We start from the raw sequence: 20,372 nt of genomic DNA, 5'->3' as shown, positions 1-20,372 counted from the left end.
AGATAGGACAAAGGGAGGCAAATGCCTCCCTTTTCTATGCCTTCACGGCGAACGTCAAGCGCGGGCGCTTATTCGTCTTCCAGATAGGCGTAGCCTTGCAGGCCCAGCTCCAGCTCGTCGAGCAGGGCTTTGCGAGTGGCATCGTCCAGCGCCGGGTGAGCGGCGATCCGCTGGTAGTTTTCGCGGATCACGGACGGGTCGATGTTGACGTAACGCAGCAGCTGGTCGACAGTGTCGCCGCGCACCACGTTGCGAATGTCCATCTTGCCCTCTTCGTCCAGCCACACTTCCGCGCAGTGGGTGTCACCGAACAGGTTGTGCAGATCGCCGAGGATCTCCTGATAGGCACCGACCAGGAAGAAGCCGACGTGGCACTCTTCGTTCTCGCCGTAGACCGGCATTGGCAGGGTGCTCTCGACCCCCAGACCGTCGACATAGTGCTCGACCTGACCGTCGGAGTCACAGGTGATATCCATCAGGATACCGCGACGACTAAGCGGACGATCGAGACCCGCCAGCGGCATCACCGGGAATACCTGACCGATACCCCAGGCATCCGGCAGAGACTGGAACAGGGAGAAGTTGGCAAAGCACTTGTCCGCCAGCTTTTCACTCAGCTCGTCAGCCAGCGCACGGTGGTTGCGGTTGACCGGGTTGAGCATCTCTTTGAGTGCCAGACAGGTGTTCTGGTGCAGCATCTCGGCCCAGGCACGCTGTTCAAGGTTCAAGAGGCCCATGGTGTACTGGGTATTCACGTCACCCAGATCGGCTACCGAGTCATGGAAGATCTCCAGCAGGGAGGGATCTTCGCTGCGCAGATCCAGCCAGCCTTTCCACATGTTCTGCAGAATGGTCGGCGCATCTTCGCCCGGCGCGCTGATGTCGTTCATCTCCACCCCTTCGGCACCAATGATATTGGTGACCAGCACGGCGTGGTGGGCAGTCAGGGCACGGCCGGACTCGCTGATGATGGTCGGGTGCGGCAGATCGAACTCGCGGCAGACATCACCGATGCCCCATACCACGTTATTGGCGTACTCGGAGAGGCTGTAGTTGGCGGAGCAGTGGCTCTGGGAACGGGTTCCCTCGTAGTCCACGCCCAGGCCGCCACCGACGTCCACGACTTCGATGTTGGCACCGAGGCGACGCAGCTCAGCGTAGAAACGGCCGCACTCGCGGATGCCGCCCTGAATGTCGCGGATATTGGCGATCTGGGAGCCCAGATGGAAGTGCAGCAACTGCAGGCAATCCAGCTTGCCCAGCCCGCGCAGACGTTCGATCAGCGCCAGGATCTGGGAGGCGGAGAGACCAAATTTGGACATGGAGCCGCCGCTCGATTCCCACATGCCGGAACCGGTGGAAGCGAGCTTGGCACGCACCCCGATGTTGGGCTTGATGTTGAGACGAGCTGACTCGTCCAGCACCATTTCCAGTTCGGAGGGCTTCTCCACCACGATGTAGACCTTGTGGCCCATCAGGTTGCCGAGCAGGGCGTGGCGGATATATTCGCGGTCTTTGTAACCGTTGCAGACGATCACCGAGCCTTGCTCATGGTGATGGGACAGCACGGCCAGCAGTTCCGGTTTGGAACCAGCTTCCAGGCCAAGCCGGGGCTTGTCGCTGTAGGACTGGCTGATGGTCTCGATGACACGACGCTGCTGGTTTACTTTGATCGGGTAAACACAGAGGTAGTCCCCTTCATAGCCTGACTTCTCGATGGCCTGACCAAAGGCGTTGAACAACGCATCGACCCGACTCTTGAGAATGTCGGGGAAGCGCAGCAACACGGGGGTGGTCAGCCCGGACTGACGCAACTGTTCGATGGCGTCAGAGAGCACAATATGCGCGTCAGGGCGTGATTTGTCGGGGGCGACGGTCACATGACCGGCGTCATTGATATTGAAAAAACCCGCACCCCAGTAGGGAACGTTGTAGACCTTCAAGGAGTCCTTGCTGGACCAGTTAGTCATGGGCTATGCCTCGCAAATGAGCGACCCAAAGTCGCCTTCGTTACCCTCAATCACATCCAGACCATCTAGTGCAGAGTACGGCGAGCGCTGCCATCACGAGACGCAGCCACCCAAACCAATCCTTTGCACATCGCGGCAAGCCAGAGGCTGCCTGGTGGATCTTGGGGAAGTAACGAGTCTTGATGTGGGGCTGGTGGCTTTACATCAAGCTCAACGGTATGCGGTGCCACTATGCCGTAGCGCCGCGGTACTTTGATGACAGACGACATCAGCCACGCCGTCAGTTCATCATTCGGCAGCGATCCCGACAGAAGGAGAGGGTTCCAAGGAAGAGAAGCGAAGGCGCCAGCACGCATGCGTGTTGATAGACGACAACAACCACAGCCCACCTCACCGTCAGTGACCGCCCATGACAAGGGAAGATGATGAGCCGCTGGCCCACTCGGTCAAATGAAGGATGAGAGTCTGTTGTTCTCCCTGATACCGGAGCCTAACCGGTATTAAAGAAACCATTCCCCAGCAGTGTCTGTCGTTTCTGCGTGCCTCGCCCTATAGGCGTATGATCGGTCGGGTTTCTGGCGGCTCTGCCTGCTTCAGGGTTGCCCTTGGATCGGCGCGGAGTGTACACACTTACCGCGGGCAGTGACAATAAAAAATAGTGTTCAAAATCCCCTTTTAATAAGTCGATCAAATCTTGCTGGCGGGCAGGCAGGCTCTGGGATGGCGCAGGTTATGCGACAGCCCGGTTTCCCCTTGAAAAGTGTGTAAAAACGCCATGATTGGGCTGACGCCTTGCTGTGCGGTCGCTGAGGGGAATTTGGCCGCCACCGCCAGCGCCTAAATATCGTAATAAATGCCACATTTATGCGATCTCCCTCCCGGACGTTGCCCCGCGCGCCGCACATTCGCCGCTCTTACCTTGCGTCAAAAATGGGAAAAACCTGCGCTGACGCAATGAGTGCCCCGCACGGATTGGCCACAATGACCGCTCACAATCGGTTAGAGGCTGACTAATGGATACCCTGCTTGAGCGTTTTCTGCGTTACGTAACTTTTCATACCCGCTCCGATGAGACCAATCCAGCCTGCCCCAGCAGCGAAGGCCAGCTGATCTTTGCCCGTGCCCTGCAAGAAGAGATGAAGGCGCTGGGGCTGAGCCAGGTCACCCTGGATGAAAACGGCTACCTCACCGGCTGCCTGCCGGGCAACCAGCCGGACGCCCCCGCCATCGGCCTGATTGCCCACATGGACACCGCCGACTACGAGGCGGAGCACGTAGTACCGCAAATCATCGAAAACTATCAGGGCGGAGACATCTGCCTTGGCAAGGGTGACGAGGTGCTCGCCATCCGTGACTACCGCTTCCTGAAAAACTACTTGGGTCAGGATCTCATCACCACCGACGGCACCACCCTGCTGGGCGCCGACGACAAGGCAGGTATCGCCGAGATCCTCACTGCCATCGACCACCTGCAGGCCCATCCCGAGATCCCCCGCGGCGATATCTGGGTCGGCTTTACCCCGGATGAAGAGATTGGCCGCGGCGCCAACCTGTTCCCGCTGGAGAGATTCCCGGCCAAGTGGGCCTATACCGTGGATGGCGGCGAACTGGGCGAGCTGGAGTATGAAAACTTCAACGCCGCCAGCGCCACGGTGCGTTTTATCGGCAATAACGTCCACCCCGGCACCGCCAAGGGCAGCATGATCAACAGCCAGACCCTGGCCGCCCGCTTCCACGCTGCCATGCCTGCCGAGCAGACCCCGGAGTGTACCGACGGGTATGAGGGCTTCTTCCATCTGGCCCAGATGAGCGGCACCGTGGAGGAGAGCTCCCTGCACTACATCATCCGTGACTTCGACGACGAGCACTTCGCCGCGCGCAAGGCCGAGATGCAGAGCCGGGTGGCCGCCCTGCAGGCCGAGTATCCCAAGGCCCGCATCGAGCTGACCCTGACCGACAGTTATCGCAACATGCGCAGCCAGATTGAGCCGCACATGCATATCGTCGAGCTGGCCAAGGCTGCCATGGAGGCCGCCGACGTGGTGCCGAAAATCAAGCCCATTCGCGGCGGTACCGATGGCGCCCGCCTCTCCTTTATGGGTCTGCCCTGCCCCAACCTCTTCACCGGTGGCCACAACTTCCACGGCAAGCACGAGTTCATCCCGCTGCAATCGATGGAGAAATCGGTCGCCACCCTGGTGGAGCTGGTGCGCCTCACCGCAGCCTGGCGCGGTTAATCGTTAGCTGTCATTACCAGGGCAAAGGGGGGAGCCGGTTTACCGGCTCCCCCCTTGCTATCTGGCCATCACCCATCAACAAAGGGAAACCGGGGAGAGTCGCTCAAGAGCAACTGGCTGCCACTGCCATCAAACTGTCATCCCGCTGACATGTCGCGGGAACAGTGCCGCATCATGCTGGGAGCAACGGATCGCCGGAGCCCCCCAGATGTTCACTATCGATACCCTGCTAACCCAGCACTTCCCCCGCCTGCTTGACTACCCCCTACTCACCCCGCTGTTAAAGCGGCTGTTGAGCTGGCTGCTCAACGAACGTGCCTTTGCCGACTTTGCCACCCGCTACCCGCACCTGCGCGGCCTCGACTTTGTCGAACAGGCGCTGACCCAGCTCGATTTCGACTATCGGGTCAGCGAGGCGCAACTGGAGCATATTCCCGCCAGCGGCCGGGTCATTCTTGTTGCCAACCACCCCATCGGCTCGCTGGACGGACTGGCGCTGCTACAACTGCTCGGTCGCATCCGCCCCGATGTGAAGATCGTCGCCAACCAGCTGCTGGCACAACTCGCGCCGCTGCGCCCTTTGCTATTGCCGGTGGACAATATGGAGGGCAAGACCGATCGACAGGCCATCCTCGCCATGAACGAACACCTCGCCCATGAAGGAGCGCTGGTGATTTTCCCCGCAGGTGAAGTCTCGCGGCTTGGCCTCAAGGGGGTGAAAGATGGCCCCTGGCAGGCAGGCTTTATCAAACTGGCCCAGCGCACCCGCACCCCGCTGGTGCCCATCCATCTGGGAGGGCGCAACAGCCTCTGGTTCTATCTCGCCTCCTGGCTCAACAAGCCCGCCTCCGCCCTGTTGCTGGTGCGTCAGCTGTTTCGCCAGCAGGGGCAGACCCTGCCGGTGACCATAGGGGCGCGCATTCCACTCGGCAGTTTTCAGGATCTACCCGCCAAGACGGCGGCGCGGCTGGTGCGCAACCACCTCTACCGGATTGGCCGTGGTAAGGCGGGACGGCTGCAGACCGAGGCCCCCATCGCCCTGCCGGAGGATCGCCGCCAGCTCAAACAGGCCATCGAAAGCTGCGAACAGCTCGGCACCACCCCGGATGGTCAGGGGATCTACCTCTACCGCCGCCACGAACTGAGCCACTCGGTGATCCTGCGCGAGCTGGGGCGACTGCGGGAGATCGCCTTTCGCGCTGTGGGGGAAGGGTCTGGCAAGCGGCGGGATCTCGATGGCTTTGACAACGACTATCACCACCTGATCCTCTGGGATCCGGCCCGACTCGATATTATCGGCGCCTACCGGTTCGCCCCGGTGGCGGAGCTGCTGGCCAGCAAGGGGAAGGATGGCCTCTATAGCCACACCCTGTTCGGCTTTGAGGATAAGCTGCTGCCCCGGCTGGAACAGGCCATCGAGCTTGGCCGCAGCTTTATTCAGCCCGCCTACTGGGGCAAGCGGGGGCTCGATTATCTCTGGTTCGGCATCGGTGCCTATCTGGCCCGCTATCCCCGCTACCGCTACCTGTTTGGCCCGGTGTCGCTCTCCGGCAGCCTGCCGCCGGCGGCCAAGGATCTGCTGGTGAGCTTCTACCGCCAGCACTTTGCCCCCGAGCTGGCGCTGGCCCCCTCCCGCCGCCCCTACCCCGAGACGCAACCTCTGTTCGAGGGGTTGGATTACGGCGCCGATCTCAAAGCACTCAAGGCCCGTCTCGACAATCTGGGCTGCGCCATCCCCACCCTCTACAAGCAGTATTCCGAGCTGTGCGAGCCGGGCGGGGTGCAGTTTATGGATTTTGGCATCGACCCCGACTTCAACCACTGCATCGACGGGCTGGTGTGGGTCGATGTGAGCCGCATCAAGTCCCACAAGCGGGCCCGCTATATCGGCAGCCATCTGGCCGAGCCGCGCTCATAGCCCTGCAGGCGCCAGGCAAACAGCCAAATGCAAAAAAGGAGAGAGAGGCCATGGCCTCCCTCTCCTTTTTCTATTTTGTGTTTTACAGACAACGGGTTGGACGTTACTCGGCCGCCTTGCGATCCGAGTGGCCGAGATCCCGCTCAGGGGCGATGAGATCGCGCACCCGCTGCTTGATCTCCTTGGCCTCGGGGAAGCCGTCATCGACCACCCGATCCCACACCTGCACCCCGCCCACCAGAATGCGGAACTCCCCCTTGCTGGCCGGCACCAGCGCCACCTCTCCCAGATCACTGTCGAAGGTGGAGAGCAGCTCCTGCGCCAGCCAGGCGGCGCGCAACATCCAGCGACAGAGGGTGCAGTAGCGGATCTCGATGCGAGGTTTGCTGATCAGGGTTTCAGACTCGGTCATGAGTGACTCCATAAAAAAGCGGCCAATGGCGGGAAGTGGCGTACCGCTGCCCAATGGCCGCTCCCGGTTTGGTCAAATCAGTGCTGATCAACCCCATGAAAATCGGCCAGCCAATGGCGGGCAATGGTACGCATCGCCGATTCTGGCAGCTCGAATAGGCCGGGAGCAAGGGGGCCTGCCGCCAGCATCCGGATCCCTTCCATGATCTCCGCCAGCACCAGATAGACGTATTCGCCAATCACGGCACCGTGCACGAAGTTGACCGCCTCGCCCCGGTTGAGCAGGTAGATCTGGCTGCCATCCGGCCGGTTGAGGGCCAGCACATGGGGACACACCTCTTCGCTCGGCCACGGCAGCTGGGCCAGCGAGAAGGCAAACTCGTCGTCGGCCGAGGTGACCGAGGCCACCATGGTGCCGGGGCGCAGCGCCTGCAGATCCGCCAGGTCCAGCGAGCCGTTGCCAGTGGAGCAGATCACCAGCTCGGCACAGCCAAGGGCCTCGGCCTTGGTGATCAGGCGAAAACCGTGGGAGAGCGCTTCGACCTGTCGCAGCACATCGGTTTCGACCAGCCCGAGATGGAGGTTGCGACAGCGCAGGTCGCGGGCGATGCTGCGTCCCACCTTGCCATAACCAAACAGCACGGCTTCGCAGACGTTGAAGGTGCGGTTAAGGGTGCGCGCCAGCGACTCGGCGGAGTAGACCACGCTCAGACCAATCTGGATATCCTCGGCCTGCTTGAGGGGGCTGCGCGCCACCGACACCACCGGGGTCGCCAGCACCTCCTGCTCATAGCGCTGATGGCCGTTTTCGGTCATCTCCACCACCCCGAGGAAACGGGGGCCGAAGTACTCGCTCAAGATCGCCTGGGTTCTGGCGAAATAACCGCCGATATCGAGGATCAGCAACCGCTCGTGGGGGGCCACCAGCGGTGCAATCTGCTGAATGAGGCTGTCGGGATCATTGGTCCAGTGCCGGTTGAGGGGCAGCACCGGATAGTGTTGGGATACCCACTCCAGGGTCGGGCCGTGTACCGATTTCGGTTTGGGCAAAATGGCGCCGATCCGCCCAATCCGGGAAAGCGCTTCGATAAAACGGGGGCGATCGGGAAGCAGGTGAGTGACCAGCAGAATACAGAGACCGTCGATACGTCCCTGTCCGGTGAAATGGCGAAAAAACAGATGCTCAGATCCTTGACTGCGCAACTGTGGCCTCCTTATGTGCCGCAAAGCAGGCAAACAGAACCCGGCGCGGCCGGGTTCTGTGTGTGTCCAAATAAAATGAAAAACCTTTTTATCTGAAACACATAGGTGGCTCAATCATTATCTGCCAAGAGTATGAGCGGGTATGCAAAAATGACTGTAATTGCCTGTTTTTCATGCAAAAATCAGTACAAAGAAGCAGCAGGCCACACCCACCACAGGCTGAGCCCGGTTCCCGCCGCGGCGAGCAATATCAGCCCACCCCAACGCACTGGCAACGGTTTGTCACGCAATGCCCACTCCAGCAGCGGCAGCAACCAGACCGGCAGCAACACCACCAGCGGCACCTCCACATATTGCCAGGCCAGCATCTGGACGAAGGCGAGGGCCAGCGCCAGACCGGCTGGGGCTACCTTGATGCCAACAAAGGTGGCAAGCAGGGCGCGAAAACCGGCGAAAGCGGCCAGCGCACCGGCCAGCTGGGCAATCAGCAGGCTGCCATCGATGCCAATCACCAGCGCCAGCCAGATAAAGCCGAGGGCAAACCCGAGCCCCTCGCGGCTGTCACCGCGCAAGGTGCTCCAGCCAAACCAGAGGATGGCGGGCAGTAGCGCCAGCCAGATCCCGGGTTCGCTCGCCAGTACCGAGGCCAATCCCTGCCACCACACCAGCGCACTGAACACGGCAAAGAGCAGCAGCGAGCCGCGCTGATCGTTCACCTGAGCCGCGATGGCGGGGACCAGCAGGGTTAGCGGCAGCCACTGCCACGCCTTTTCCGGCATGCCATAAAGGCCGCCGAGCCAGGATCCCACCAGCCAGAGCGCCAGCGCGCCCCACAGATACCCCAGTCGCGGCCAGCACCACGATAGCAAAGCGGCTCCCAGAGGAGCCGCCAGGGTTTGCAGCAGAAGTTCCGCGCCCATTACTTGCGCACGCCTTCGACAAACAGGTTGATGTTCATGTCGTCCGGAATGCCGGGCAGCATGTAGCTCACGCCAAAGTCACTGCGTTTGATGGTGGTGGAGGCGTTGAAGCCGCTGCGGTAGCCGCCCCAGGGATCCTTGCCCTCGCCGATCTTGACCAGCTCGAAGGCCACTTCCTTGGAGACACCGTGCAAGGTCAGGGTCCCTTTCAGTACGCCTTTATCCTTGGTGCCCTCGTAAGCGGAGCTGACGAAGGTCATCTTGGGATACTGCTTCACATCGAGGAAGTCCGGACTGCGCAGGTGCTTGTCGCGGGCCTCGTGATTGGAGTCGACGCTGGCGGCATCCACTTCAAAGCTCGCCTTGGCGGCCGCCGGGTTGGCGTCATCCATGCTGAAGGTACCGCTGAAGGTGTTGAAGCGACCCACCAGCTCGGAGAAGCCCAGGTGACCCACCTTGAACTGCACTGTGGTGTGCGCCGCATCCACGTCGTAATCCGCCGCCATCAGGGGGGTAGCCATAAACAGGCAGGAGGCCAGCAGAGCCTTGGTCATTTTCATCCGTTCGTTCCTTCATCTTGGGGTTCACATCAGTGGTTAAAATGCTAACCTCGTTCTGAAGATGAATAATCAGTGATTTATTAAATTCATTATTTACTGAGGATGGAAAATGGATCAGATCGCCGCCATGCGCACCTTTATCAAGGTGGTGGAGTGCCAGAGCTTTACCAAGGCCGCCAACCAGCTCGGCATCTCGGTCGCCATGGCCTCCAAACTGATGCAGCAGCTGGAGGAATCCCTCGCCACCCGGCTGCTGTCGCGCACCACCCGTCAGGTCAATCCCACCGAAGCGGGCCAGTTCTACTACCAGCGCTCCCTCGCCCTGCTGGCGGAGCTGGAAGAGACCCACAGCCAGCTGACCCACCACAACCAGCAGCCGAACGGCACCCTCAAGCTCTCGGTGCCGATGGATTTTGGCTATCTGCACCTCTCCCCTGCCCTGCCGCTGTTTCGCCAGCGCTTTCCCGATCTCAAGCTCGATATCGAGTACAGCGACCGGCGGGTAGCGCTGGTGGAAGAGGGGTTCGATCTGGCGCTGCGGATCGGCCACCTCAGCGACTCCTCGCTGGTGGCGCGCCAGCTTGCCACCATTCGGGTCGAGCTTTGCGCCAGCCCCGCCTATCTGGCACGCAAGGGCAGACCGGAAAACCCCGAGGATCTCAAACAGCACGACTGTCTGATCTACACCCTGACCCAGCCGGAGTGGCACTTCAAACGGGGAAACGAGCAGCAGAGCATCCGGCCACAGGGGCCACTGCGGGCCAACAACGGGGTGGCGCTGACCCGCGCCGCTTGTGATGATCAGGGCATCATATTGCAGCCCACCTTTATCGTGGGGGAGGCGCTGCGGTCAGGACAGCTGGTCAGCCTGCTGCCGGAGTGGGACAAGGGAGATGTGGGACTTTATGCGGTCTATCCGCACCGCCGCTTCGTCTCGGCCAAGGTGCGCTGCTTTATCGAGTTCGTGCAGGAGCGCTATCTCGCCCCGCAACAGTGGGATAAGCCGTGATGATTGCCAGAGCAGAGGATACGGCCTGACTGTCCGGCCTGCTGGTCTGGCTTGAAGCCTAACGCTGGTCGGGTGCGGTGGTGGATGCAGCAACAGGGGTGAGCTTGGCTAGCAGACGCTCCTGCTCGGGGTGCAACTGCCAGCGTGGCAGTCGGGTGCGGACAACCGACAACTGCTGCTCACTGAGGGCATAGGGGAGCGCCACTTCAATCTCGGGGCAGTCAAACATGGCGGCCAGCTGCAGGATCAGAATGAGGTTTGCCTCGTCGGTCTTGTGCTTGTTGACCCGTTTGCGGATCTCGTGGCGCAGCTGGGTTTCGGGGTCCTGGGTCATCGCCTGCCAGCCGAAACCGAATAACGGCACCAGCGCGCTGACAATCCCCAGCGCCGTCATCGGCTGCTTGGGAGGATGATAGAGTGCATTGAGATCCAGCCGAACAGGATTCTGACGAACCTCACCCTCACCAAATAAAATCGTTTTCGTCATTGGATTACCCGTTATATTCCACTAGACTGCGCCGCATATTTTCCCCCGATATGCCAACGAGGTGCTGATGCTAAGCGATATCGAGATCTCCCGCCAGTCCCCCCGTCTCTCAATCCACGCGCTGGCAGAACGCCTCGCCATCCCCCAGCACCTGCTCAGCCCTCATGGCCACTACAAAGGCAAACTCAGCCTCGACCTGCTCACGTCTCAGCCCAAGCAGAGCGGCAAGCTGGTACTGGTGAGCGCCATCACCCCGACCCCGCTCGGTGAAGGGAAGACGGTGACTACCCTTGGCCTCTCCATGGGGCTCAACCATATCGGCCAGCCCAGCATCGCCACTATCCGCCAGCCGAGCCTCGGCCCGGTATTCGGGGTCAAGGGGGGCGCTGCCGGTGGCGGCCACGCTCAGGTGGTGCCGATGGAGGAGATGAACCTCCACCTCACCGGCGATTTTCACGCCCTAACGGCAGCCCACAATCTGGCGGCTGCAGCCCTCGATGCCCGCCTGTTCCATGAGCGCAAACTCGGCGACCAGTTCAGCGCCAAAACCGGCCTGCCGCGGCTCAATATCGATGCCGATAACATCCTCTGGCCGCGCACCCTCGACATGAATGACCGCGCCCTGCGCCACCTCACGATTGGACAGGGGGGCGCTGCCGATGGTGTGGAGCGCAGCGATCGCTTCGTCATCACCGCCGCCTCCGAACTGATGGCCATTCTGGCGCTGGCAAGCGATCTCAAGGATCTGCGCGATCGCATCGGCCGCATCCAGCTGGCCCGCGACATTCACGGCGAGCCCATTACCGCCGAACAGTTGGAAGTAGCGGGCGCCATGACGGTACTGCTCAAAGATGCGATGCAACCAACCCTGATGCAGACCACCGAGCAGACGCCGGTGCTGGTACACGCCGGCCCCTTTGCCAACATCGCCCACGGCAACTCCTCGGTGATCGCCGATCGCATCGCCCTTGGCCTGACCGACTATGTGGTGACCGAGGCAGGTTTTGGCTCCGACATGGGGCTGGAGAAATTCTTCAACATCAAGAGCCGCCAATCCGGTATTACCCCCGCCTGCGTGGTGCTGGTGGCCACGGTACGCGGTCTCAAGGCCAACAGCGGCCTGCTCGATATCCGCCCGGGCCAGCCGCTGCCAGCCAGCCTGCTGGGGGAAGATCTGCCGACCCTCAAGCAGGGCTGCGCCAACCTCGCCTGGCATATCCGGAACGCCCGCCGCTACGGGGTGCCGGTGGTGGTCGCCATCAACCGCTTCCCCACCGACAGCGAGGCCGAACTGGCGCTGCTGGCCCATGAAGCGCAGCAAGCCGGTGCCTGTGGCGTGGCCATCTCCAACGCCTTCACTCAGGGTGGTGCCGGTGCCAGCGAGCTTGCCCGCACCGTGGTCGCCGCCTGCGAGCAACCCGGTAAGGTGAAACTGCTCTACCCCGACGAGGCGAGCCTCGACGCCAAACTGGCGACCCTGGTGGAGTGCGGCTACGGCGGCCGCGGAGTGCAGCTCTCCGACAGAGCGCGCCAGCAGCTGGCCCAGCTCTCCGCCGAAGGGTGGGATCACTTGCCCATCTGCGTGGCCAAGACGCCGCTCTCCATCAGCCATGACCCCGCTCTCAAGGGAGTGCCGACCGATTTCGAGGTGCCCATCGACGAGGTGAAGCTCTGCGCCGGTGCAGGCTTCGTCTATGCGCTGGCGGGCCCCATCATGACCATGCCGGGGCTGGGCAGTTTGCCTGCCTATCGCCATATCGATATCGATGAGAACGGCGAGATAGTCGGCCTGAGCTGAGCCCTTCCACAACGCCAGAAACAACAAGGCCCCGCCAATTGCGGGGCCTTCTGTTATCCATGCATCAACCCTTAGAGGGTGAAGCGCTGGGTCATATGGTGCAGGGTATTGGCCAGCTTGCTCAGCTCGACGCAAGCCTGGGCGATCTGATGAGCGCCCTGGGCATTCTCGTCAGCGGCATTGTGAATGTTGACGATGCTGCGGTTGAGCTCTTCGGTCACCGCGTTCTGCTCTTCGGTAGCTGTGGCGATCAGGGTATTCATGTCGGTGATGCGCACCACGGCACCGTTGATGGTCTCGATACTGGTACCGGCATCCCGCGCCAGACCGACGCTCTCCTGCATCTGGTGACGACTCAGCTGCATGGCGTTGCCCGCCTCGGCGGCGCGGCTCTGCAAGAGCTCGATCATCTTGCTGATCTCGGCGGTGGAGTCCTGGGTACGCTGGGCCAATGAACGCACTTCATCCGCAACGACCGCAAAACCACGACCCTGCTCACCGGCACGGGCCGCTTCGATGGCGGCGTTAAGGGCCAGCAGGTTGGTCTGACCGGCGATATCGCGGATCACATCCAGCACCACGCTGATGTTGGCGCTGTCGGCCTCCAGCTGCTGCACCACTGTGCCTGCCTGTTCAATCTTGACCGACACCTCTTCGATGCTGGCAATGGAGCTGCGTACCACTTCGCTGCCGGCAGCGGAGGTGCGGGAGGCATCCTTGGCGGCGCTCATGGCATCCGTGGTGTTGCGGGCCACTTCGTTGACGGTGGACTGCATCTCGTTCATGGCTGTCGCCACCTGGGAGACTTCGTTCTGCTGGATGGCCATGCCGCTGGCAGACTGGCTGGAGATGGCGCTCACCTCCTCCACTGCGCTGCTGAGTTGGCTCACGGAGCCGGCGATCTCGCTCACCAGATCGGAGAGGGAGCCCTGCATCCGGTTGATGGCGGAGCCCAGCTGACCCAGTTCATCACGGTTGAAGCGGCTGTCACGGATCCACTGCTGCAGTTCGCCCTGACCCAGATCGCCATTGGCAATACGCTGGGCCTGACGGGCCAGCATGATCAGCGGGTCGCGGATCTGGCGGGTCAGTACCACGGAGAGCACCACCACAAGAAGCAGACCGAGCACCAGTGCGATGGTGACGCTCAGGTTGGCGGATTGATAAGAGTCGACAATGTCGCTGCGGGATTCAGACGCATAACCATGGTTAATCTGGATAAGGGAGGCCACTGACTTGCTCAGCGCGGTGTAAAGGGGAACTCCCTCCTCAAGGAAGATGCGTTGGGCTTCGGCAAGCTGATCGCTGTCTTGCAGCTGTTTGACTCGCTGGTGCAGGGCGACGTAACGATCCCAGTCAGATTTCACCGTTTCGAAGGTACGGCGCTCCGCCACATCCTCAGGCCAGATCGTCTTGTCATGGGCAATCAGCTGCTGCGCGATCGAGTTAAGCTGTTGACTGGCAATATTCCGATATTCAGCCCTTTTCAGCGGCTCGGCAGCCACCACGAAATAACCCAGCTCATAACGACGCAACTCACCGAGAGAATCCCCGATCGCGCTGGTGCGATTGACCGCTGGCAAGATGCTGTCGGTAAACCGGATGGCAACATCATTCATGTTGCCAAACTGGACAAGGGAAAAACCGCCGATAAAGGCGACCATCAAACCGAGCACGGCAAAGCCGGCGGTGAGTTTTTTGCCTATGGTCATGGAACTGGTATTCATGGGATATCCTGGTGGTCGTTAAATTCGTAGCACTCGTCCGGTTCACGCCCTCCTGGCATGAACTATCTGGCCACCTGTTCAGTGGCGCACCATCCAACCTTGATGAATATCTCTGAATTCCATGAGCGGCAGCGAGAGCCGTGAGGGGGCGCTAGAGTAACCGGATTGTGACGGTTCGGAAAGAGTCTGCCCGGTTACTTTTTGTAAGGTGAAAACGAGGGGTTTTTCGTGTTCGATTAAATATACCGCTCAGATGAATAAATCGAAAAAATGCATAACGTTTGCATAAGGCAAGCCGCGCGGGTCAAGCCGTTGCAGGCCGGCACTCTCATCCGGGACCAATGAAAAACGCCAGCAATAGCTGCTGGCGTCTCGTTTATTCAGCGTGGCGGTTACAAAACAACCGCCATCTTATCCGCGCAGGCCGCCCAGAAATTCGGCCCGGGTATCGGGCTGGGTCTTGAACACCCCGCCGAGGGAGGTGGTGGTGGTATAGGAGGTGGAGTCCATCACTCCGCGCGCCTTGACGCAGTAGTGGGTCGCCTTGATGCTGATGGCCACATCCTTGGTACCGAGCAGGGTCTGCAGCGCCAGCAGGATCTGCTGGGTGAGCCGCTCCTGCACCTGGGGACGGCGGGCGAAGAATTGCACGATGCGGTTGATCTTCGACAGGCCAATTACCTTGCCACGAGGGATATAGGCCACATGGGCCAGCCCGTCGATGGTGACGAAGTGGTGTTCGCAGGTGCTGGTGAGGCTGATATCCCGCACCATGATCATCTCGTCCACCTGCATCTTGTTCTCGATCACCGTCACCTTGGGGAAGGTGGAATAGTCGAGGCCTGAGAAGATCTCGTTGACGTACATCTTGGCGATGCGATGCGGCGTTTCGGCCAGACTGTCATCGGTCAGATCCAGCCCCAGCGTCTCCATGATGGAGCGCATATGGCCTTCGATCTTCTCCCGCTTCTGCTGACTGTTCAGCTCGTTGGTGACCAGGGGAGTTTCCAGTCCCTGGGCTTCGAGGGCAGCCCTGACCAGCAAGGCTTCCGGACTTAAGGTTGGCATTATCTTCTCTCCCACGCTCAGGGACTGTGAGGGCAGCTCAAGGAGCAACCCCTTATGTTATGGCGGCGTACAGGGCCGACGGTATCACTGTAATGGTCGCCACACGGGATGTGACGGCCATCTGTTATGGCGGCATAGTAAACGGCCATTGCCGCCAAGATTCAAGTCAACTTGTGCGTCACCTCATACTTTATGGCCATCTCCCCCCGTTTCAGCGCCGATTACCCCGAGATTCCCTTGAGATAACCTGCCCATACTCGGGGAATTTTGTGATAATCCCGTCTTCAATCATAGAAAGAGGTCATGACGATGGGATTTGATACCAGCGGACTACTCCCCTTAAGCGATGCCCTGCAAGGGATGCTGGAACAACTCGCCTGCTGCTGCGATAGCGAGCAGCTGCCCCTGCCAGAGGCCCTTGGCCGGGTTCTTGCCAGCGACATCGCCTCTCCCCTCGCCGTGCCCCCCTTCGACAACTCCGCCATGGACGGTTACGCCGTGCGCCTTGAGGATCTCGCCAGCGGCACCCCGCTCATCATGGCGGGCAAAGCGTTTGCCGGTCAGCCCTATCAGGGCGAGTGGCCCGCCGGCCACTGCGTGCGGATCATGACCGGCGCCCCGGTTCCCGCAGGCACCGATGCGGTGGTGATGCAGGAAGAAACGCAGGCCGACGGCGATCGGATCACTTTTCTGGCACAACCCGAACCGGGCCAGAATATCCGCCGCGCCGGCAGCGATATCGGCAAGGACGCCTGCGTGCTGCCAGCCGGTACTCGCCTCACCCCGCGCGAAATGCCACTGCTGGCCTCCCTTGGCATCGCGACCGTGCCGGTACGCCGACCGCTGAAAGTGGCCATCTTCAGCACCGGCGATGAGCTCAAACCGGTTGGTACCCCGCTCGCCCACGGCGATATCTATGACTCCAACCGCTATGGCGTACGGGCCATGCTGGCGCGCATGGGCTGCGACTGCCTCGACCTTGGCATCATCCCGGATGAGCCCGCCCAACTGCGCGCCGCCTTTATCCGCGCCGATGAAGAGGCCGATGTGCTCATCACTACCGGCGGCGTCTCGGTGGGGGAAGCGGACTTCACCAAACAACTGCTGGACGAGCTCGGCGAGATTGGCTTCTGGAAGCTGGCCATCAAGCCGGGCAAGCCGTTTGCCTTTGGCCGTCTGCCCCGCGCCTGGTTCTTCGGCCTGCCGGGCAACCCCGTCTCCGCCATGGTCACCTTCGATCAGCTGGTGCAACCGGCGCTGGCCAAGCTGGCAGGTCAGCACTTCGAGCGCCCGCTCCAGCTGCAAGCCATTGCGGCCGAGCCACTCAAAAAGAGCCCGGGCCGACTCGACTTCCAGCGCGGCATCATGAGTCAGGGACCGAACGGCCTCGAGGTGCGCAGCACCGGCTCGCAGGACTCTGCCGTGTTCAGCTCCCTGTCGCGAGCCAACTGCTACATCGTTCTTGAACGGGAACGGGGCCGCGTCGCCGCGGGCGAGACGGTGACCGTGGAGCCATTCGGGGGATTGCTGCTGTGAGCGAGATCCTAAGCGACGCCGAACTACTGCGCTACAACCGCCAGATCATCCTCAAATCCTTCGACTTCGAGGGGCAGGAGGCGCTCAAACAGGCCCGTGTGCTGGTGATCGGCGCCGGTGGCCTTGGCTGTGCTGCCGGCCAGTATCTGGCAGTGGCCGGGGTTGGCCAGCTCACCCTGGTCGATTTCGACAAGGTGGAGCTCTCTAACCTGCAGCGTCAGGTGCTGCACAACGATGAGCGCATCGGTCACTACAAGGTGGACTCAGCAGCGCAATCGCTGCGCGCCCTCAACCCCTGGCTCAACGTGGAGACCCACGCTGCCGTTGCCGACGAGGCGCTGCTCGATAGCCTGCTGCCACGGCATCTGCTGGTGCTCGATTGCACCGACAATCTGGCCATTCGCAACCTGCTCAACCAAAAGGCACGCCAGCATGGCGTGCCACTGGTCAGCGGCGCCGCCATCCGGCTCGAAGGTCAGCTCTGCAGCTTCACCTGGCAGGAAGATGAGCCCTGCTACGCCTGCCTCAGCGCCCTGTTTGGCGAGCAGGCCCTCACCTGTGTCGAGGCAGGAGTGCTCGCCCCCGTGGTGGGATTGGTGGGCAGCCTGCAAGCGCTTGAAGCCATCAAACTCTTGGCAGGCATGGGCAAAATCTACAGCGGCCGCCTGCTGATGATCGACGGCCTGAGCGGCACTTTCCGCGAGATGAAGCTGCCCAAGCGCCCCGACTGCCCCGTCTGCTCCCATCCTTGACGCAAACGGGATCAAAAAAGCCGAACCCTGTGGTTCGGCTTTTTGGTACCTGCACCTAACAACCCCTTCCTCAATGGGTCGTGAGGATCCGTTGCAACAGGTGATTAAAGCCCGAGGGATCTTCCGCGGGCCAGGCGTGGTGGCCGTTGGGGGTGTGGATGGTGGCGTTGGGCAGGGCGGCAAACTGCTCTACCCGTTTGGCCAGCGGCAGGTAGTCGTGACTGGTGGAGATGATGGCCACCGGCTGCCAGATGGCGCCGAGCCGGGCACGTACCGACCAGCCCGGTAGCGCCTCCAGCAGCGCCTTGTAGGTTTTCTTTTTATTGCGCACGAAACGCAGCCGGAAGGTATGGCGCACCTGCGCCAGATCCGGGCCCGGGAAGAGCTCGCGTCCCAGCCACCAGGCGAGCGGGCGCATGCCAAACCAGCGCAGCCATTTGAGGCGCTGGGCGTAACGCTCCTGCTCTTTGGGGGTCTCCAGCAGAAACTCGCTAAAACCGTTGACCAGCACCAGTCCCTGCACCTTGTGGGGCAGTTGCAGCGCCAGCTCCAGCGCTACCATGGCCCCCAGCGACAATCCCACCACCCAGGCGGGTTCTGGCTGTGCATCGAGCCAGTTCACCACATCGGCTGCCAGGGTCGCCACATCGAACGGCCCCTCCTGCATGCTCTGGCCGTGGCCGCGCAAGTCCAGCGCCACCACCCGGTAGTGCTCGGAAAACCGTTCGATCTGCGCCTGCCAGTCGAGGCTCGAGGAGCCCAGCCCATGCAGCAGCAACAGCAAGGGCCCCTCTCCCGCACTGCGCAGGGCAAGACCATTGAATTTCATCACCTGATTGCGGCGCATCAGTGTATTGCCTCTCGATTCATCACCTGAACCATCTCCTGTTGTTATGCCACCCGTGGTTATCCTGCCACGGCACGGCGCCCAATCAGCCTTCGCTGACCAGACTCACCGCCTTGATATAAGCGTAGATCTGCTGCTTAGGCGCCAGCGCCAGCCGCCTGGCGGAGCGGCTGGTGATCCGGGCCAGCAGTATCTGCTCACCCAGCGCCAACTGCAACAGGGTCTGTCCGGGGCGCACCTCGCGCACCGCCAGCAGACGGGTGACGAGACAGTTGGAGAGACTGGAGTGCTCGATGGGTGCCGTGGCAATCACCACATCCCGCCCGGCCACCTTGATCTGCAAAGGGCCGCTCTCATCCGGCACCTGGGTCATGGTGACCCGCAGTTGCTGCTCACCGAGCTGCAGGGTCGCCATCTGCTCCTCTTCATCGTAGTGAGAGAGGGTCGCCGCCAGCATCACCCCGGCATCGTCACGGCTGGCGAGCGAGAGATCGGTTCGGGCGAAGATCTCGCTCGGCCGACCTTGCGCCTCGACCCTGCCACTTTCCAGCAACACCAGTTGATCGCAGAGCAGGCTCACCTCCTCCATGGCGTGGCTGACGAAGATCATCGGGATACAGCTCTCCTGCTGCAACCCCTTGAGCACATGGGCCTGATGGATGCGGCTGCGCCGATCAAGTGCCGAAAAAGGCTCATCGAGCAGCAGCAGATCAGGCTCGGCCAGCAGCGCCCGCCCCAGCGCTACCCGCTGGCGTTGACCGCCAGAGAGGGCATGGGCAGGCTGCCCCAGCAGATCGGCAAAACCGAGTCGCGCCGCCAGCGCCTCGGGCTGCCAGCGCCCTCGCCCCTTGCGGGCCGCCAGTTGCAGATTGCCGAGCACCGTCAGATGGGGGAAGAGGCGCGAGTCCTGAAACACCAGTCCGATCCGGCGCGCTTCGGGCAGAAGTTGAGCATACTCCCGCCCGCACCACAGCAAGCGATCCCCGTTTTGGCGATCGAGCCCGGCAATGATGCGCAGCAGTGTACTCTTGCCGCAGCCAGAGGGGCCGAACAGGCCGAGGATCCCCCCCAGTTCGAGAGTCAGTGCGCAATCGAGGGTAAAGGAGCCAAACTCGCGCCGGGCATTGAGGTTCAGGGCATGGCGGTGCGGCACGTTCACAGGCGGCATAGTGGCGGGCTGGTTCATCCAAACACTCTCCGCTGCCTACGCTGCAACACCCCGTAGACCAGCACCAGCATCACCAGCGAGAAGGCCATCAGGCCGCCCGCCAAAATATGGGCGTTCTGGTAATCCATCGCCTCCACATGATCAAACAGGGCAATCGAAAGCACCTGGGTCTCCCCCGGAATATTGCCGCCAATCATCAGCACTACGCCAAACTCCCCCAATGTATGGGCAAAGCCAAGGGCCGCCGCCATCACGAAGCTGGGCAGGGTCATCGGCAAGATGATGTGGAAGAAGCGCTGCAGCGGGCCAAGCCCCAGGGTCGCAGCAGCTTCCAGCTCCTTGTTGCCCATGTTGACGAAGGCGGAGGTGAGCGGCTGCACCACGAACGGCAGCGAATAGAGGATGGAGGCAAACAGCAGGCCGAGAAAACTGAAGGCAAGCGGGGCACCAAAGGTGTCGCGCCACCAGGCGCCGAAGCCATATTCAGGGGAGAAGGCGAGCAGCAGATAAAAACCCAGCACAGTGGGGGGCAGCACAAGCGGCAGCGCTACCAGCGCCTCCACCAGCGGCCGCAGCCGGTTCTGACTGCGCGACAGCCACCAGGCCAGCGGCGGTGCCAGCAACAGCAAAATCGCTGTGGTGCAGGCGGCAAGCTTCAGGGTGAGCCAGACCGCCAGCAGATCCCCTTCACTCATTGCCGACCTCCCGGTTGATAAATGCCCCCAACGGCATGGTATCCATCCTTATTGCAAAGAGTGGCC

At 61.5% G+C, this 20,372-nt stretch carries 17 protein-coding genes; 6 read left to right on the top strand and 11 right to left on the bottom strand.

Going from position 1 to position 20,372, the window contains the following annotated elements; genetic code table 11:
• Positions 1 to 68: 68 nt before the first annotated feature.
• Entirely contained in the window at positions 69 to 1,970 is a 1,902-nt protein-coding gene (gene speA, locus AB5Z02_RS06775; RefSeq protein ID WP_005334405.1) for a biosynthetic arginine decarboxylase, read from the bottom strand.
• A gap of 1,013 nt (positions 1,971 to 2,983) precedes the next feature.
• Between speA and pepT the strand changes: the two genes are divergently transcribed.
• On the top strand, positions 2,984 to 4,207 hold the full coding sequence (pepT, locus tag AB5Z02_RS06770; protein WP_368215649.1) for a peptidase T: 1,224 nt from the start codon (positions 2,984 to 2,986) through the stop codon (positions 4,205 to 4,207).
• A 208-nt stretch (positions 4,208 to 4,415) separates the two neighbouring features.
• The gene (locus AB5Z02_RS06765) at positions 4,416 to 6,125 is read left to right on the top strand and encodes a lysophospholipid acyltransferase family protein (protein ID WP_368215647.1); all 1,710 of its coding nucleotides are present in this window, start codon (positions 4,416 to 4,418) and stop codon (positions 6,123 to 6,125) included.
• A 103-nt stretch (positions 6,126 to 6,228) separates the two neighbouring features.
• On the opposite strand, the gene AB5Z02_RS06760 is transcribed toward AB5Z02_RS06765, so the two are convergent.
• From AB5Z02_RS06760 to AB5Z02_RS06745, 4 genes are all read right to left on the bottom strand, one after another.
• Positions 6,229 to 6,537 (bottom strand): SelT/SelW/SelH family protein, encoded by a 309-nt coding sequence (locus AB5Z02_RS06760; RefSeq protein ID WP_368215646.1) that lies wholly within the window; start codon positions 6,535 to 6,537, stop codon positions 6,229 to 6,231.
• Between the two features lie 77 nt (positions 6,538 to 6,614).
• Positions 6,615 to 7,739: an adenosylhomocysteinase gene (locus AB5Z02_RS06755; RefSeq protein ID WP_139731131.1), complete on the bottom strand. Its 1,125-nt coding sequence runs from the start codon at positions 7,737 to 7,739 to the stop codon at positions 6,615 to 6,617.
• 182 nt (positions 7,740 to 7,921) lie between these two features.
• Positions 7,922 to 8,659, bottom strand: a complete 738-nt coding sequence (locus AB5Z02_RS06750) for a hypothetical protein (protein ID WP_368195784.1) — start codon at positions 8,657 to 8,659, stop codon at positions 7,922 to 7,924.
• Positions 8,659 to 9,219, bottom strand: coding sequence for a YceI family protein (locus tag AB5Z02_RS06745; RefSeq protein ID WP_368195783.1), 561 nt, complete (start codon positions 9,217 to 9,219; stop codon positions 8,659 to 8,661). The genes AB5Z02_RS06750 and AB5Z02_RS06745 overlap by 1 nt, the downstream gene beginning before the upstream one ends.
• Positions 9,220 to 9,328: 109 nt before the next feature.
• On the opposite strand from AB5Z02_RS06745, the gene AB5Z02_RS06740 reads away from it, so the two are divergent.
• Entirely contained in the window at positions 9,329 to 10,228 is a 900-nt protein-coding gene (locus AB5Z02_RS06740) for a LysR family transcriptional regulator (protein ID WP_270659766.1), read from the top strand.
• Positions 10,229 to 10,286: 58 nt separating this feature from the next.
• Here AB5Z02_RS06740 and AB5Z02_RS06735 read toward each other — a convergent pair whose 3' ends face one another.
• On the bottom strand, positions 10,287 to 10,715 hold the full coding sequence (locus AB5Z02_RS06735; RefSeq protein ID WP_042054625.1) for a hypothetical protein: 429 nt from the start codon (positions 10,713 to 10,715) through the stop codon (positions 10,287 to 10,289).
• 67 nt (positions 10,716 to 10,782) lie between these two features.
• Here AB5Z02_RS06735 and AB5Z02_RS06730 point away from each other — a divergent pair, with 67 nt between their 5' ends.
• Complete coding sequence (locus tag AB5Z02_RS06730) at positions 10,783 to 12,513, top strand: formate--tetrahydrofolate ligase (protein ID WP_368215644.1); 1,731 nt, start codon at positions 10,783 to 10,785, stop codon at positions 12,511 to 12,513.
• Positions 12,514 to 12,584: 71 nt separating this feature from the next.
• Here the strand turns inward: AB5Z02_RS06730 and AB5Z02_RS06725 are convergent, their stop codons facing one another.
• Both AB5Z02_RS06725 and folE read right to left on the bottom strand, forming a co-directional pair.
• Positions 12,585 to 14,240, bottom strand: coding sequence for a methyl-accepting chemotaxis protein (locus AB5Z02_RS06725; protein ID WP_368215642.1), 1,656 nt, complete (start codon positions 14,238 to 14,240; stop codon positions 12,585 to 12,587).
• A gap of 411 nt (positions 14,241 to 14,651) precedes the next feature.
• The gene (folE, locus tag AB5Z02_RS06720; RefSeq protein ID WP_021229341.1) at positions 14,652 to 15,308 is read right to left on the bottom strand and encodes a GTP cyclohydrolase I FolE; all 657 of its coding nucleotides are present in this window, start codon (positions 15,306 to 15,308) and stop codon (positions 14,652 to 14,654) included.
• Positions 15,309 to 15,617: 309 nt separating this feature from the next.
• On the opposite strand from folE, the gene moeA reads away from it, so the two are divergent.
• Together moeA and moeB are read left to right on the top strand one after the other, a co-directional pair.
• Complete coding sequence (gene moeA / locus AB5Z02_RS06715; protein ID WP_368215640.1) at positions 15,618 to 16,844, top strand: molybdopterin molybdotransferase MoeA; 1,227 nt, start codon at positions 15,618 to 15,620, stop codon at positions 16,842 to 16,844.
• A complete protein-coding gene (gene moeB / locus AB5Z02_RS06710) occupies positions 16,841 to 17,596 on the top strand; it encodes a molybdopterin-synthase adenylyltransferase MoeB (protein WP_201957813.1) in 756 nt (251 codons plus the stop codon). The genes moeA and moeB overlap by 4 nt, the downstream gene beginning before the upstream one ends.
• Positions 17,597 to 17,666: 70 nt before the next feature.
• On the opposite strand, the gene AB5Z02_RS06705 is transcribed toward moeB, so the two are convergent.
• The 3 genes from AB5Z02_RS06705 to modB form a co-directional block, all read right to left on the bottom strand.
• Positions 17,667 to 18,443: an alpha/beta fold hydrolase gene (locus tag AB5Z02_RS06705; protein WP_005344135.1), complete on the bottom strand. Its 777-nt coding sequence runs from the start codon at positions 18,441 to 18,443 to the stop codon at positions 17,667 to 17,669.
• 85 nt (positions 18,444 to 18,528) lie between these two features.
• The gene (modC, locus tag AB5Z02_RS06700) at positions 18,529 to 19,629 is read right to left on the bottom strand and encodes a molybdenum ABC transporter ATP-binding protein (protein ID WP_368215638.1); all 1,101 of its coding nucleotides are present in this window, start codon (positions 19,627 to 19,629) and stop codon (positions 18,529 to 18,531) included.
• Positions 19,626 to 20,306 (bottom strand): molybdate ABC transporter permease subunit, encoded by a 681-nt coding sequence (gene modB / locus AB5Z02_RS06695; RefSeq protein WP_150998034.1) that lies wholly within the window; start codon positions 20,304 to 20,306, stop codon positions 19,626 to 19,628. Before modB ends, modC begins: the two co-directional genes overlap by 4 nt.
• Positions 20,307 to 20,372 lie beyond the last annotated feature (66 nt).

Origin of the sequence: Aeromonas sp. R2-3, from assembly GCF_040908375.1 — a bacterium.
Lineage (GTDB): Bacteria > Pseudomonadota > Gammaproteobacteria > Enterobacterales > Aeromonadaceae > Aeromonas > Aeromonas veronii.
The sequence above is the reverse complement of the archived record's forward strand: the minus strand, read 5'-3'. Positions and strand labels throughout refer to the sequence as shown.